General features: G+C 70.5%; 11 protein-coding genes. 5 read left to right on the top strand and 6 right to left on the bottom strand.

What is annotated here, in order from left to right; genetic code table 11:
- Nucleotides 1-185: 185 nt before the first annotated feature.
- From hpf to mtnA, 6 genes are all read right to left on the bottom strand, one after another.
- Complete coding sequence (gene hpf, locus ACIRQP_RS11850) at nt 186-875, bottom strand: ribosome hibernation-promoting factor, HPF/YfiA family (RefSeq protein WP_403887215.1); 690 nt, start codon at nt 873-875, stop codon at nt 186-188.
- 312 nt (nt 876-1,187) lie between these two features.
- Nucleotides 1,188-1,910, bottom strand: coding sequence for a ComF family protein (locus tag ACIRQP_RS11845; protein ID WP_403887213.1), 723 nt, complete (start codon nt 1,908-1,910; stop codon nt 1,188-1,190).
- A gap of 203 nt (nt 1,911-2,113) precedes the next feature.
- On the bottom strand, nt 2,114-3,958 hold the full coding sequence (locus ACIRQP_RS11840; protein WP_403887210.1) for an LpqB family beta-propeller domain-containing protein: 1,845 nt from the start codon (nt 3,956-3,958) through the stop codon (nt 2,114-2,116).
- Nucleotides 3,948-6,002: an MtrAB system histidine kinase MtrB gene (mtrB, locus tag ACIRQP_RS11835; protein ID WP_403887207.1), complete on the bottom strand. Its 2,055-nt coding sequence runs from the start codon at nt 6,000-6,002 to the stop codon at nt 3,948-3,950. The genes ACIRQP_RS11840 and mtrB overlap by 11 nt, the downstream gene beginning before the upstream one ends.
- Before the next feature lies 1 nt (nt 6,003).
- The gene (gene mtrA, locus ACIRQP_RS11830) at nt 6,004-6,681 is read right to left on the bottom strand and encodes a two-component system response regulator MtrA (protein WP_005486885.1); all 678 of its coding nucleotides are present in this window, start codon (nt 6,679-6,681) and stop codon (nt 6,004-6,006) included.
- Between the two features lie 7 nt (nt 6,682-6,688).
- Nucleotides 6,689-7,846, bottom strand: coding sequence for an S-methyl-5-thioribose-1-phosphate isomerase (mtnA, locus tag ACIRQP_RS11825; protein WP_403887204.1), 1,158 nt, complete (start codon nt 7,844-7,846; stop codon nt 6,689-6,691).
- A gap of 194 nt (nt 7,847-8,040) precedes the next feature.
- Between mtnA and ACIRQP_RS11820 the strand changes: the two genes are divergently transcribed.
- The 5 genes from ACIRQP_RS11820 to ACIRQP_RS11800 are packed head-to-tail and all read left to right on the top strand — an operon-like array spanning nt 8,041 to nt 13,478.
- Nucleotides 8,041-9,276 (top strand): glycerophosphoryl diester phosphodiesterase membrane domain-containing protein, encoded by a 1,236-nt coding sequence (locus ACIRQP_RS11820; protein WP_403887200.1) that lies wholly within the window; start codon nt 8,041-8,043, stop codon nt 9,274-9,276.
- Between the two features lie 4 nt (nt 9,277-9,280).
- The gene (locus tag ACIRQP_RS11815) at nt 9,281-9,970 is read left to right on the top strand and encodes a DUF4129 domain-containing protein (RefSeq protein ID WP_403887198.1); all 690 of its coding nucleotides are present in this window, start codon (nt 9,281-9,283) and stop codon (nt 9,968-9,970) included.
- Nucleotides 9,967-11,157 carry a DUF4350 domain-containing protein gene (locus tag ACIRQP_RS11810; RefSeq protein ID WP_403887195.1) on the top strand — a complete coding sequence of 397 codons (1,191 nt, stop codon included), beginning with the start codon at nt 9,967-9,969 and terminating at the stop codon, nt 11,155-11,157. The genes ACIRQP_RS11815 and ACIRQP_RS11810 overlap by 4 nt, the downstream gene beginning before the upstream one ends.
- Entirely contained in the window at nt 11,154-12,155 is a 1,002-nt protein-coding gene (locus tag ACIRQP_RS11805) for an AAA family ATPase (RefSeq protein ID WP_403887192.1), read from the top strand. Before ACIRQP_RS11810 ends, ACIRQP_RS11805 begins: the two co-directional genes overlap by 4 nt.
- 12 nt (nt 12,156-12,167) lie before the next feature.
- The gene (locus ACIRQP_RS11800) at nt 12,168-13,478 is read left to right on the top strand and encodes a DUF58 domain-containing protein (protein ID WP_403887190.1); all 1,311 of its coding nucleotides are present in this window, start codon (nt 12,168-12,170) and stop codon (nt 13,476-13,478) included.
- Nucleotides 13,479-13,659 lie beyond the last annotated feature (181 nt).

The raw sequence follows: 13,659 nt of genomic DNA, 5'->3' as shown, positions 1-13,659 counted from the left end.
GGCCAACCGCAGTTCGCGGGCCACGTGTTGGCCGCGACGCCATGATTTCATGCCCGGACGCCGAAGCGATGGTCGTTGGGGGCGCGCAACGGTGCCCCTGAGGCCCCGAGGGGCGCTCAGGGGCACCGCGGGGGCACGAATTCCGGCCTTATTCCGGCCGGTTTCCGGCGGTCCCGGCCGGTGCGTCAGCCGCCGAGGGCGCCGCCCGCGCCGCCCGCTTCCGATCCGGCGAACGGGTCCGTCCTGAGATGAATGACGCCGTAGTCGTAGGCATGGCGCCGGTAGACGACGCTGGGTTCCTTGGTGTCGGAATCGACGAACAGATAGAAGTCGTGCCCGACCAGCTCCATTTCGTAGAGCGCCTGATCGAGCGTCATCGGTGCGGCGACATGGGTCTTCTCCCGCACCACGAGCGGTCCCTCGCCCTGCACCTCAAGAGAACAGACCATCGTGGTGGGAACGGCCTGTGCCGCCTCCTCCGCCGCGGTCTCGCCGTTCGCGTTCAACTGGGCGACCCCAGGAACGACCTCGACGACCTCGGCTGCCGACAACCGGCCGTTCCCCCGGCGGTTGTGGCGCTTCTCGTGCTGCTTGCGCAGCCGTGCCTCCAGCTTGCCGGTGGCCAGATCGAGCGCCGCGTACGGATCGGCCGCGGCCGCCTCCGCGCGAATCACGGGGCCGCGGGAGTGGAGCGTGATCTCCACCCGGTCGCACCGGTCGGCCTGCCGCGGATTGTGCTCCTTGGACACCTCGACGTCGAGGCTGATCACCTTGCCGTCGAGCTTCTGGATCTTCTCCAGCTTCAGCTTCTCGGCCACGTGCTTGCGGAACCGCTCGGGCACCTCTGTCTTGCGGCCCTTGACGACGATGTCCACGCAGAACTCCGTTCCCGGATCACTCCGCCTCGCTGCGGAGTTACTCCCTGTTGCACCAGGCCCCGGTAATCACCGGAGCCTCGGACTTGGCGACTTTCACCTCCTCCTCCCCCATCGGCATGATCCCCATCCCCGAACTTCCGAGGTTCTGAAAAAGCCGACGCAACACGGGGTATTCAGCGAGTCATGACTCGCATCACTCCTCTTATCCGAACATAGACCTCCCGGGCGGGTGTCGGCACCCGCTACCGGCACGTACCTCTGTTCAGTTGTTTTCCTGCCCTCTTTATCGGCAACGATGCACGCTTCCGGTCAGTTCCGGTTTATTTCGAAGGAGAGCGGCGGCGCGGCGACAACTGCCGCGGTCACCTGGCCGAATCCCGGAATGCCGGGGCCGGTCGCGGCACGCAGTGCCCTCGCCGCCTCGACGAGCGAGGCACCCGTCGTCATGAGATCGTCCACCAGCACCACCCTGCCGCCCTTCAGCAGCCGCGCGCCTCCGACGGCGACCTCCAGCGCGCCGGACAGATTCGCCAGCCGCTGACGGGCACCGAGGCCCGTCTGGTCGGCCACCGCGCGCCGCTGCCGCAGCACCGGAAGGACCCGGCACGGCCTGTCTCCGCGCCGCAGGTCACCGGCGGCGGCCAGCGCGATCCTGCGGGCCGCGTCGTGTCCACGCGCCCCGACCGCGCGGCGCGTGGACGGCACCGGCACCAGCAGCAGCGGACCGACCCCCGTACCCGGCGGCGCGGCGGCCCGTACGGCCCCGGCCAGGGCCCGCCCCAGCGGCGCGGCCATCCCGAGCGCCCCGCGCTCCTTGTGCGCCAGCAGCACGGCCCGTACGGCGTCCTCATACGGCGCCGCGGCATGGACGGCCGGCAGTCCCACGGGCTCCGGCGCCGGCCGTACCCGGCACGGCCAGGTGCCGTAAAGGGCCCGTCCGCAGTCCTCGCACAGAGGTGTCCTGGGGCTCCCGCAGCCGCCACAGGCGGCAGGCAGCACCAGGCCGGTGATCTCCCGCCACCACGCCCGCATGACACCACTGTGCCAACGACGAGGGCGCCCGGCCACCCCTGTGGACAACTCGTTCAGGCCAAGATCCGGTTCGTTCCGGCACACCCCCGGGCGCCCGCTCCCGCGCACCCCCGAAAGACCCCGTCCAGCGCGTACGTCTCCCGCGACCGGCGGTTACGTCTTCGCCGACCGGCACGTACGTCTCCCGCGGCCGGTGCCCCGTGTCAGCCGGGGTAGACGGGCGACGAGCCCACCTCGACCATTGTCTGCCAGTTCCCCCCGGAGGGCAGCCGGACGATCCCGGCGTCATCGGAATCGGCCACCAGCGGCTGCTGGTCGTCGTTCGCCGCCGCGATCGCGGTCACCTGGTTCAGACCGGGCAGCACACTCGCGGCCGAGGTCGATCCATCGGTCTGGATGTAGCGCATCTGCTGCACACCACCGGACTCCTTGCCGACCACCACCAGCCGGCTCGGCCCTGCCCAGGACACCGCTGCCACCGTGTCCATCTGCGGCGCCACCGACTGGAGTTGCGCCACGGACACCGTCGGATCGTCCACCGAGCCGCTCCGCTCAACCCGCCCGATCCGCAGCGTGGTGCGTCCGCCCTCGGACACCAGCAGCGCGATGCGTACACCGTCCGCCGATACCCGCAGCCCCTGGATACGCCCGTCGCCGAGCCCCTCGACCGTGACCGGAAGCGGCGTACCGGTGCCCTCCGCGAACCGCAGCAGCCGCGGCTTGCGGGGGTCCCGGTCCGCGATCCACAGATCGCCGTGCCCGTCCCAGCTCGGCGGAGACAGCCGGCTGCGCGCCGGACCGTCGCTGGACACCAGCGCGGGAGCCACCTCGCCGTCCGACAGTATGGAAGACACAAAGAGCGATTTGGCGTCCTCCGTGACACCCGCAGCACGCTTCTCGTCGCGGGCCACCGCGACCGAACCGAGCTTCACGCCGCCGCTGCCGAACGGCCCGATGACATGCGACCGGTCGGCGGCCTCGTCGGCACCCGCCTGCAACAGCGACAGCCGCCCGTGGTCGTCGACGAAATAGGGATTGTCGGGTCGGCCGGTGGTGCGGTCGGGTGCGAACTCCTCGGCCTGGTCGCCGCTGAGCACACAGAGCGAGGACCCGTCGGCCAGCAGCTCGACCTGCCCGACAGGTGTGGACGTCAGATCCCGCAGGGTGAAGAGCAGTTGCGCCGCCATCTTCCGGCACTGCGTACGGCCCGCCTTGGACGCCTTGTCGTTCAGCGGCACCTTGAGGGCGTTGCGGTCGTCGAACTCCAGCGACTTGGTGCCCTTCTGGAGCGCCGTACCGGCGGGGAAGGGCGAGTCGACCACCGGCTTCAGCCAGTTCGTCGGCCCGTCGAGCAGCACCTTGACCGCCTGGGTCACCGGATCCATCCGGGTCGTGGGGTCTATTCGCTGACGGATGTAAACGGGGTCGGCGACCAGCCAGTTCTCCCCCGACGCGAAGTAATACTTGTTGACCGACCGGTAGTTGCGCTGAAAGTCCGACTCACCGAGCACCAGCCCCTGCGGCAGGCTGTCGATGCGCCACTCCTTGGCGCCCCCGACATTCTGCTGGACCAGCTTGATCTCCCCGGCGTACTCGCTCGGTTCGGCCGGCTGGTAGGCGTGTACGGAGTCCACATCCGCGATCCGGTCGCCGTACAGCGGATAGGTGAGAGAGGAGGAGTCGGTGCCGGAAAGCTCCTTCGGGCCCGCCGGGTCGGGAGCGGCGCGCAGCACCGTCGTACCGGCGCCCGGCCGCCAGTACTCCGACGCCTTGTTCGTCAGATACTTCCTGGCCATCGCGAAGTCGGGATCGTCACTGGTCATGGCTTCGAGGAAGCCGTTGACGATCTCGTCGGGCTCCGCCTTCTCCCGGGGCGGCACGGCATACACCCGGACCTGGGACTCACCGGGCGGCGATGCCTTGACCGGCTCGACATCGCCGCTGTCGGGGATCGAAGCGCACCCGGCGAGCAGCGCGGCGACGGCCGCCAGCAGCGTCGGCGTCCGGACCGCGCTCCCCGGCCCATAACGACGGCGATCAGCGCCCACGAATTGTGTCCTCCCGCTCCGGAGCCCGGTGTACAGAGTGATCGGAGCGATCGGGCTCGCTCTCGGGCGGCCGTTCCCCCGTGGGACGCGCCACCACGCGCGCGCCGCTGCCGGGCAGAGCCGCCGGGTCCACCGTCGCCGTCGTACGGGGCGGAGTGGACGCACCCGGTACTCCGGCCGCCGCGGAGCGCTCCGCACCCGGCTGGAGCGGCACACTGGCCAGCCGCTGCGCGGTCTCCTTGAGATCCTGGGCGCCACCGTGCTCGCGGTTGCGCCGGGAGTCCTCGGGCTCCAGCGGTATGGGCGAGCCGCGCAGCGCCTCGTCCGCCGTACGCGGCAGCGTCAGCCGGAACTGAGAGCCGCCGCCCGGCTCGCCCCACGCCTGGAGCCAGCCGCCGTGCAGCCGTGCGTCCTCGACGGCGATCGACAGTCCGAGACCGGTCCCCCCGGTCGTCCTGGCACGGGCCGGGTCGGCCCGCCAGAAGCGGTTGAACACCCGTGTCGCCTCGCCGGGCTTGAGCCCCACGCCGTAGTCGCGCACGGCGATCGCGACCGCCCCGCCCGCCGCGCCCAGCCGTACCACGACATCCCGGCCCTCGCCGTGCTCGACGGCGTTGACGACGAGATTGCGCAGCACCCTCTCGACCCGGCGCGCGTCGGCCTCGGCGACGACGGGCTGCTCGTCCCCGAGGACCCGGATCCGGCTGCCCTTGCGCTCCGCCAGCGGCTCGGCGCCGCCGATCACCCGGCGCACCACTTCACGCAGATCTATCGGCTCGGCCTCCAGCGCCGCCGCGCCCGCGTCGAAACGGCTGATCTCCAGCAGATCCGACAGCAGCGACTCGAAGCGGTCCAGCTGGTCACCGAGCAGTTCGGCCGAGCGCGCCGTCACCGGATCGAAGTCACTGCGTGCCTCATGGATGACGTCGGCGGCCATCCGGACCGTCGTCAGAGGCGTACGCAGCTCGTGCGAGACATCGGAGACGAAGCGCCTCTGCATCCTGGAGAGCTCCTCCAGCTGCTGGATCTTGAGCTGGAGGTTCTGCGCCATCTTGTTGAAGGCCTCACCGAGACGGGCGATGTCGTCCTCGCCGGTGACCTTCATCCGCTCCTGGAGACGGCCGGTGGAGAGCCGCTCGGCGATCCCCGCGGCCATCCGTACGGGGGTGACGACCTGCCGCACCACCAGCCAGGCGATCGCCCCGAGCAGCACGACCACGAAAAGCCCGGCCGTGGCGAGCGTGCCTTTCACCAGATTGAGCGACTGCTCTTCCTGCGTCAGCGGAAATATGTAGTACAGCTCGTACGCGTTACGGTCGACATCGTTCAGCCGCTTGCCGATGATCAGCCCCGGCTCCGGGTCCCGGGCCTCGGTGGCCCCGGTGTACTTGATCTGGGCATACGCCTGGAACGCCCCGGTCCCCTGCGCGACCTCCGTCCGCAGATCCGCGGGAACGCTGGCGAAGTCCACCCCGCCCGAGACGCGCGGCGCCCGGCTCGTGGACACGGCGTCCGCCGCGTCGAGGCTCAGCGCCACCACATTGAACGCACCCGGGCCGCCACTGGCGAGCTGTTCGACGAGGTCCGACCGCCAGTTGACGGAGTTCCTCCCCGACCTGCCGTTCGTCCCGTCGCCCTCCCGGGCTCCCGGCGCCGCCGGAGCGTCGGCCTTCTCCTTCGCCACGGTGAACCCGCCGGCCGCCTGGCTCTGGGCGGCCTTCTCCTTGGCCTCCAGCAAACCGTTACGGACCTGGCCGATGACCACGAACCCGAGCAGCAGCACCACGCCGAGCGACATCAGCAGCGTGGCCGCGACGACCCTCAGCTGGATATTGCGCCGCCACAGCCGTACGGCGGGCAGCAGCGGACGCCGCACCCAGCGCACCAGGAGCCGCAGCACGGGTCCGCCGGGCGAGCCGTCCTGAAGCAGCCTGCCGCTCTGGAACAGCCGGACGAACCGGGCCAGCGCATGCCCCGGCCCGGCAGCCCGCCCCGCACGGACTCCCGGCTCACCGGGCTTCGGAGCAGCGCTGCCGCCGGTCATGTCAGCTCGGTCCCGCCTTGTAACCGACCCCGCGGACAGTCACCACGATCTCGGGCCGCTCGGGGTCCTTCTCGACCTTGGAGCGCAGCCGCTGCACATGCACATTGACCAGCCGGGTGTCCGCGGCGTGCCGGTAGCCCCACACCTGCTCCAGAAGCACCTCACGCGTGAACACCTGCCACGGCTTACGGGCGAGCGCGACCAGCAGGTCGAACTCCAGCGGTGTCAGGGCGATCGACTGCCCCTCCCGCTTCACCGAGTGACCCGCCACATCGATGACCAGATCGCCGATGGCCAACTGCTCCGGCGCCGGCTCCTCGGACCTGCGCAGCCGCGCCCTGATACGCGCCACCAGCTCCTTCGGCTTGAACGGCTTGACGATGTAGTCATCGGCCCCGGACTCCAGCCCGACCACCACATCGACCGTGTCGCTCTTGGCCGTGAGCATGACGATGGGCACCCCGGACTCGGCCCTGATCAACCGGCACACCTCAATACCGTCCCGGCCGGGCAGCATCAGATCCAGCAGCACCAGATCCGGCTTGGCCTCGCGGAAGGCGGCGAGTGCCTTGTCACCGTCCGCTACGAACGACGGCTCGAAACCTTCACCACGCAGCACAATGCCGAGCATCTCGGCCAGTGCGGTGTCGTCATCGACGACAAGGACACGTCCCTTCATATCGACATCATCCCATTAGCTCATCGTTACCCTGGCGTGACCTGGCACACAGCTCCGCGATTCCGTCCCCGGTCACCGGAGACAGCGCGCCGTACTCGGTGACGATCGCCGTCACCAGTTCCGGAGGGGTGACATCGAAGGCCGGGTTGAACGCCTGCGTTCCCAGCGGCGCCACCGGCATCCCACCTCCCGCCTCCACTCCCGCCACCGCTGTGCGCGGCGGCATGAGCTCCGTCACCTCCTGCCCCGGTCGTTGCTCCACTTCGATCGACGCCCCGTCGGGGGTGTCGAGGTCGATCGTCGTGGTCGGGGCGACCACGACGAACGGCACATGGTGGTACCTGGCCAGCACCGCGAGCGGATAACTCCCCACCTTGTTCGCCACCGATCCGTCGGCCGCGATCCGGTCCGCCCCGATCAGGACGGCGTCCACTTCCCCCGCCGCGAAGAGCGAACCCGCCGCGTTGTCCGTGAGCAATGTGTACGCCATCCCGTTGCGAGCCGCCTCGTACGCCGTCAGCCGGGCGCCCTGGAGGAGCGGACGGGTCTCGTCCACCCACAGGCGCCGCAGCCGGCCGGCCCGGTGGGCCGACAACGCCACGGCGAACGCGGTGCCCTCCCCACCCGAGACGAGCGCCCCGGTATTGCAGTGGGTCAGGATCCGATGGCCGCCACCCGGCAGCAGTTCATCGAGGAGCGTAAGCCCAAACGCCCCCATCTGCGTGCTGGCCTCGGCATCTTCGCGGTGCAGCCGCCTGGCCTCGGCGAGCGCCGCGGCCCCCGCCTGCTCCGGATCGGCGCCCTTGTCGACCGCAGCCTGGTACGCGTCACGCGCCCGCCGCACCCCGTAGCCGAGGTTCACCGCGGTGGGCCGCGCCCCGGCCAGCCGCTCCGCCGCGTCCTCCACGTCGAAGCCCCGTGCGGCGGCCAGCGCCACCCCGTAGGCGCCCGCGATGCCCAGCAGCGGCGCACCGCGCACCGCCAGCGTCCTGATCGCCCGCACCAGAGCCGGAACGTCCGTGCAGACCAGCTCGGTCTCCTCGGCCGGAAGTCTCGTCTGGTCGAGGAGTACCAGTACGGGCCCTTCCGGCGGCTCGTCCCAGCGGATCGAGGGGAGCATGGGCGGTCCGGAGTCGGCCGGGGATCGTGCGTACTGATCATCCATCCGCTCAGTCTGCCCGCTTCGCCACGGACAATGAAGGCGAGGACGGAGCCGAGAAGGAGATACGGCCCCCGGTCCACCGGGGCGCGGCGCGTGGCACGATGGCTGCCAGCCCGCCGCCCCGCTCCGCGGACGGGCGCTGTTGAAGCGCCGGCTCGCCGAGCAGGCCCCGCAACCAATCCGCGAGGTGGACGACCGTGAACGACACTCCGGGCTGGGCCTCGCCCGGATCCGCCCCGTCCGAAGGCCAGGATTCCGGTGTGCCCGGGCCCGCCGCGCCCGCCGACGACACCGGCTCCTCCTCGAAGTGGTCCACGGCGCAGCCGCCGCCCGGTCAGTGGTCCCCGCCGAGCGCGCCCGGCACAGGACCCGCCGTTCCCCGGCCCACGCAGGGCTGGGGCGGGCCCGCCCAGGGCGGCGGTCCCGGTCATGGCTGGGGCCCGCCGCCCGCCGCCAAGCCGGGTGTCATCCCGCTCCGGCCTCTCGGGGTCGGCGAGATCCTCGACGGCGCCGTCTCCACCGTGCGCACCCACTGGCGGGTGGTGCTCAGCGTCACCCTCGCCGTCGCCGTGATCTCCCAGATCAGCGACATCCTCTTCCGCCGCTACCTGCTCCCGGAGCCGGTCGAACTCGACCCGAACGCGAGCCCGTCGGAAATCCTCAGTCAGACCGCCGACTCGCTCTCGTCCACCCTCGTGTCCGAGATCCCGTCGCTCGCGATCCTGGTGATCGGCACCCTGTTCACCACGGCCGTGCTCACCGTGGTGATCAGCCGGTCCGTGCTGGGGCGCCCCGTCACCCTCTCGGAAGCCTGGAACGAGGCCCGTCCCCGGCTCCCGCAACTGCTGGGCCTGACCCTGCTGCTGCCGCTGATGAGCGCCGCGATCATGACCGTAGCGATGCTCCCCGGCCTGCTGATGGGCTCCCTCGGAGGGGCCGCGCTCACCGCGCTCGGCGGAATGGCCGGCCTCGCCGTCATCGTGTGGCTGATGGTCCGCTTCAGCCTCGCGTCCCCCGCGCTCATGCTGGAACGCCAGAGTGTGCTGTCCGCCATGCGCCGCTCCGCCAAGCTCGTCACGGGCGCCTGGTGGCGCACCTTCGGCGTGCTGCTTCTCACGGTGCTGATTTCGTTCCTGATCTCGCTGATCATCGCCATCCCGTTCGTGATCACCGCCACCGCGGTAGACAGCGAGGGTCTCGCCGGCCTGTACTCCGGCAGCGGCCCGGACTACGGCTGGCCGTACCTGATCGTCACCGGCATCGGCTCGGTGATCGCCTCCACGATCACCTATCCGATCTCCGCCGGCGTGACCGTGCTCCTCTACATCGACCAGCGCATCCGGCGCGAGGCCCTCGACCTCGAACTGGCCCGTGCCGCGGGCGTGGCGGGCTACGGAACGCAGCCGCCGGGCCACGGTTCCCCGGGGAACTGACGCGGTGTCCATCACGGGGGAAGCGGCAATCGCGCGGCGGCTGATCCGCACAGACGACGGCATACCGGTGGACACTCCTCGCGTTCCCGCCCGCGAAGCGGCGGAGCAAGAGCTGTCCAGGCCGATGTACCACGAGAACGACCCGAACCTCCTCCAGCGCGCGCTCAATCGCTTCTGGGAGTGGGTCGGTGACCTCTTCGACTCCGCCTCCGGCGCGGCTCCCGGCGGCCCGCTCGGTCTCGTCGTCATCGTGCTGATCGTGGTCGCGCTCTTCGCCGCCCTCTGGTGGCGACTGGGCACCCCGCGCCGCATACCGGGGACAGCGCGCACGCTCTTCGACGAGGGCCCCCGCAGCGCGGCGGAACACCGCGCCACCGCGGAAACGCACGCTGCCGCAGGACGCTGGAACCAGGCCGCCCAGGAACGCATGCGCGCCATCGTCCGCTCCCTGGAAGAACGGGCCCTGCTCGACCCCCGCCCCGGACGCACCGCCGACGAGGCCGCCTCCGAAGCCGGCCGACCGCTCCCCGACCACGCGGCCCGACTGCGCACGGCCGCTAGGGAATTCGACGACATCACATACGGAGGCCGCACCTCCGACGAGGAGACATACCGGCGGCTGAGCGCACTCGATCTCGATCTGGAAAGCGCGAAGCCACATCTGAGCACCGCCTCCGGAGGAACGGCCGAGTGACCTCCACGATCAGCTCCTCTTCGCTCTCCCCCACCACCCGACAGGTCTGGACCCGCAGCCGGGGAGTGGTCCTCGCGTTCGTCATCCTGCTCGCGGCCGGCATCACCATGGCTGCCCTCAGCTCCGGTGACCAGCACGGCCGCCTCGACCCGCGCTCCGCCGACCAGTTCGGCAGCCGCGCCGTGGCCGAACTCCTCAAGGACCGTGGAGTCTCCGTCGAACCCGTCACCACCCTGGACGACGCCACCGCCGCGGTCGGCCCCGACACCACACTCCTCGTCACCAACCCGGACCTGCTGACAGAACGCCAGCAACGCTCCCTGCACACGGCGACAGCGTCCTCGGGAGGCCGCACCGTCCTGCTCGGCGCCGGTCCGCCCTCCGTCGACACCCTGGCACCCGGCGTACATACGAACACCCCGACGCCTGTCTCGGCGCGAGCCCCGCGCTGCTCGCTGCCCGCCGCCGACCGAGCGGGCACCGTCGACATCGGCGGTGAGCGCTACGTCACCGACACCGCCGACGTCGACGCCTGCTACATGAGCGACGGCGTGCCGACCCTGGTCAGGATCAAGGACACCGGCACCGAAGCCGGTGACACCGTTCTCCTCGGCTCTCCCGACATCCTGTACAACGACCGCCTCGACCAACACGGCAACGCGTCGCTGGCCCTTCAACTCCTCGGCTCCCGGCCTCATCTCGTCTGGTACCTCCCCTCGCTCAGTGATGGATCCGCCGCCGAGACCGGCGGCGACAGTGACTTCCTCGGCCTCATCCCCTCCGGCTGGCTCTGGGGCGCCTTCCAGATCTTCCTGGCCGCGGTGCTCGCCGCCGTCTGGCGTGCCCGCAGACTGGGCCCGCTCGTGGCCGAGCGACTCCCCGTCGTCATCCGGGCCTCGGAGTCCACCGAGGGCCGCGCCCGCCTTTACCGCAAGGCGAACGCCAGGGACCACGCCGCCTCCGCCCTGCGCTCGGCGACCCGCGACCGCCTCGCGCCCCTCCTCGGCGTACCGCCGGCCGGCGCCCACTCCCCCGACGTCCTGATCCCCGCCGTCTCCGCCAGGCTCCCGGACACCACCCAAGATCCGCGCACCCTGCTCTTCGGTCCGGCGCCGACCGATGATGCCGCTCTTGTCCGCCTCGCGGACCAACTCGACGCCCTCGAAAGAGAGGTACGCACCTCATGAGTGCCCCGACCGCACAGAACGCCGCGACCACCGGTGACGCCGGGAACCCGGACAGCGCCCGCGCTTCCCTCGAGGCCCTGCGCACGGAGATCGCGAAGGCGGTGGTCGGCCAGGACCCCGCCGTCACCGGGCTTGTGGTCGCCCTGCTCTGCCGAGGGCACGTGCTCCTCGAAGGAGTCCCCGGCGTAGCGAAGACCCTCCTCGTACGGGCACTCGCCGCCTCCCTCGAACTTGATACCAAGCGCGTCCAGTTCACTCCCGATCTGATGCCGAGTGACATCACCGGCTCCCTCGTCTACGACGCGAGGACCGCGGAGTTCTCCTTCCAGCCAGGTCCCGTCTTCACCAATCTGCTCCTGGCCGACGAGATCAACCGGACGCCGCCCAAGACCCAGTCGGCGCTGCTGGAGGCGATGGAGGAGCGCCAGGTCACGGTCGACGGCACCCCGCGGCCACTGCCCGATCCGTTCCTGGTGGCGGCCACCCAGAACCCGGTCGAGTACGAAGGCACTTACCCCCTCCCCGAGGCTCAGCTCGACCGATTCCTCCTCAAACTGACCGTCCCGCTGCCGTCCCGCGACGACGAGGTCAATGTCCTGACTCGCCACGCGCAAGGCTTCAATCCACGTGACCTCCAGGCCGCGGGGGTACGGCCCGTCGCCGGGCCCGCCGACCTGGAAGCGGCACGCTCCGCAGTCGCCAGGACAACCGTCACAGCCGAGATCGCGGGCTATGTAGTCGATATCTGCCGTGCCACTCGTGAATCCCCCTCACTCGCACTTGGCGTCTCACCGCGAGGCGCCACTGCCCTGCTCTCCACCGCTCGCGCCTGGGCCTGGCTCACCGGCCGGGACTACGTCACCCCCGACGATGTGAAAGCCCTGGCCCTCCCCACACTCCGCCATCGCGTCCAACTCCGGCCCGAGGCCGAGATGGAGGGCGTCACGACAGACTCCGTCATCACCGCGATCCTCGCCCATGTCCCCGTCCCCCGATGAGACGGTGAACCCGTGGCCCTCACCGGACGAACCGCGCTGCTCGCGGCCCTCGGCTCACTCCCCGTCGGCCTCTTCGCCCCCAGTTGGGCAGGCATTCTTGCCGTCAACGCCCCGCTCTCACTAGCAATTCTGTGCGACTACGCCCTCGCCGCACCAGTGCGAACGCTCCGATTCACCCGAAGTGGTGATACGTCAGTTCGACTTGGTGACGGCGCCGAGGTCCATCTCACCCTCACCAACCCCTCGGGCCGCAGCCTGCGCGCCCAACTCCGCGACGCGTGGCCGCCCAGCAGCTGGCTCCCCGGCACCGAACAGGCGACATCACGGCACGAGGTGACCGTGCCGGCGGGCGAGCGCCGACGGCTGACCACACTGCTCCGACCCACCCGCCGCGGCGACCGGAAGGCGGAACGGGTCACGGTGCGCTCGTTCGGACCCATGGGTCTGGCGGCCCGCCAAGGCCACCACGAAGTCCCCTGGACCGTGCGCGTACTGCCCCCCTTCCACAGCCGCAAGCACCTGCCCTCCAGGCTCGCTCGCCTACGAGAACTCGACGGCCGTACGAGCCTGCTGACCCGCGGCGAGGGCACCGAGTTCGACAGCCTCCGCGCGTACGTGCCCGGTGACGACACCCGGTCCATCGACTGGCGGGCCACCGCGCGCCAGTCGGCCGTGGCCGTACGGACCTGGCGTCCCGAACGTGACCGGCACATCCTGGTCGTCCTCGACACCGGCCGCACCTCAGCCGGCCGGGTCGGCGACGTCCCCCGTCTCGACGCGGCCATGGACGCCACGCTGCTCCTCGCAGCGCTCGCCTCGCGAGCAGGCGATCGACTGGACCTCCTCGCCTACGACCGCCGCACCCGCGCCCAGGTCCGGGGCCACGCGTCGGGCGACGTTCTGCCCGCACTGGTGAACGCTCTGGCGCCACTCGAACCGGAGCTCGTGGAGACGGACGCGCGCGGCCTCACCGCGGCCACGCTCAAGAACGCCCCACGTCGATCCCTCATCGTGCTGCTCACCACCCTCGACGCCGCACCCATCGAGGAGGGGCTCCTGCCGGTCCTGCCTCAGTTGACCCGCCGCCATACGGTCCTGGTGGCGTCCGTCGCGGATCCTCACGTCGAAAAGATGAGCCGGGAGCGGGGCACAGTGGACGCGGTCTACGAAGCTGCCGCCGGCACACAGGCACAGGCTCAGCGACGTCGTACGGCAGAACAATTGCAGCGCTACGGCGTCACTGTCGTGGATGCCACCCCGGAGAACCTCGCTCCGGCCCTCGCCGACGTGTATCTGGCGCTCAAGGCCGCGGGACGTCTCTGAGAGCGGGGGTGCGTAGCCGCAGCCTGCAATGGGCCGCTGATTGAAGTTCGGCGGCCCATTACCGGCTGCGACCTCAAGATATAGACCCCGGAACGCAGAAATGCCCTGCACCAGAAGGTGCAGGGCATTCCCACAACAATTGTTCGGCAGCGTCCTACTCTCCCACAGGGTCCCCCCTGCA

The sequence above is a fragment of the Streptomyces sp. NPDC102274 genome, from assembly GCF_044766385.1.
In the GTDB taxonomy this organism is placed as follows: domain Bacteria; phylum Actinomycetota; class Actinomycetes; order Streptomycetales; family Streptomycetaceae; genus Streptomyces.
This window is presented reverse-complemented; position numbering and strand designations above follow the sequence as displayed.

Excerpts from the sequence above, each read along its gene's own strand:
- ACIRQP_RS11845 (WP_403887213.1), bottom strand. The coding sequence starts at position 1,910 with ATGCGGGCGTGGTGGCGGGAGATCACCGGCCTGGTGCTGCCTGCCGCC.
- mtrA (WP_005486885.1), bottom strand. The coding sequence starts at position 6,681 with ATGAAGGGACGTGTCCTTGTCGTCGATGACGACACCGCACTGGCCGAG.
- mtrB (WP_403887207.1), bottom strand. The coding sequence starts at position 6,002 with ATGACCGGCGGCAGCGCTGCTCCGAAGCCCGGTGAGCCGGGAGTCCGT.
- ACIRQP_RS11805 (WP_403887192.1), top strand. The coding sequence starts at position 11,154 with ATGAGTGCCCCGACCGCACAGAACGCCGCGACCACCGGTGACGCCGGG.
- mtnA (WP_403887204.1), bottom strand. The coding sequence starts at position 7,846 with ATGGATGATCAGTACGCACGATCCCCGGCCGACTCCGGACCGCCCATG.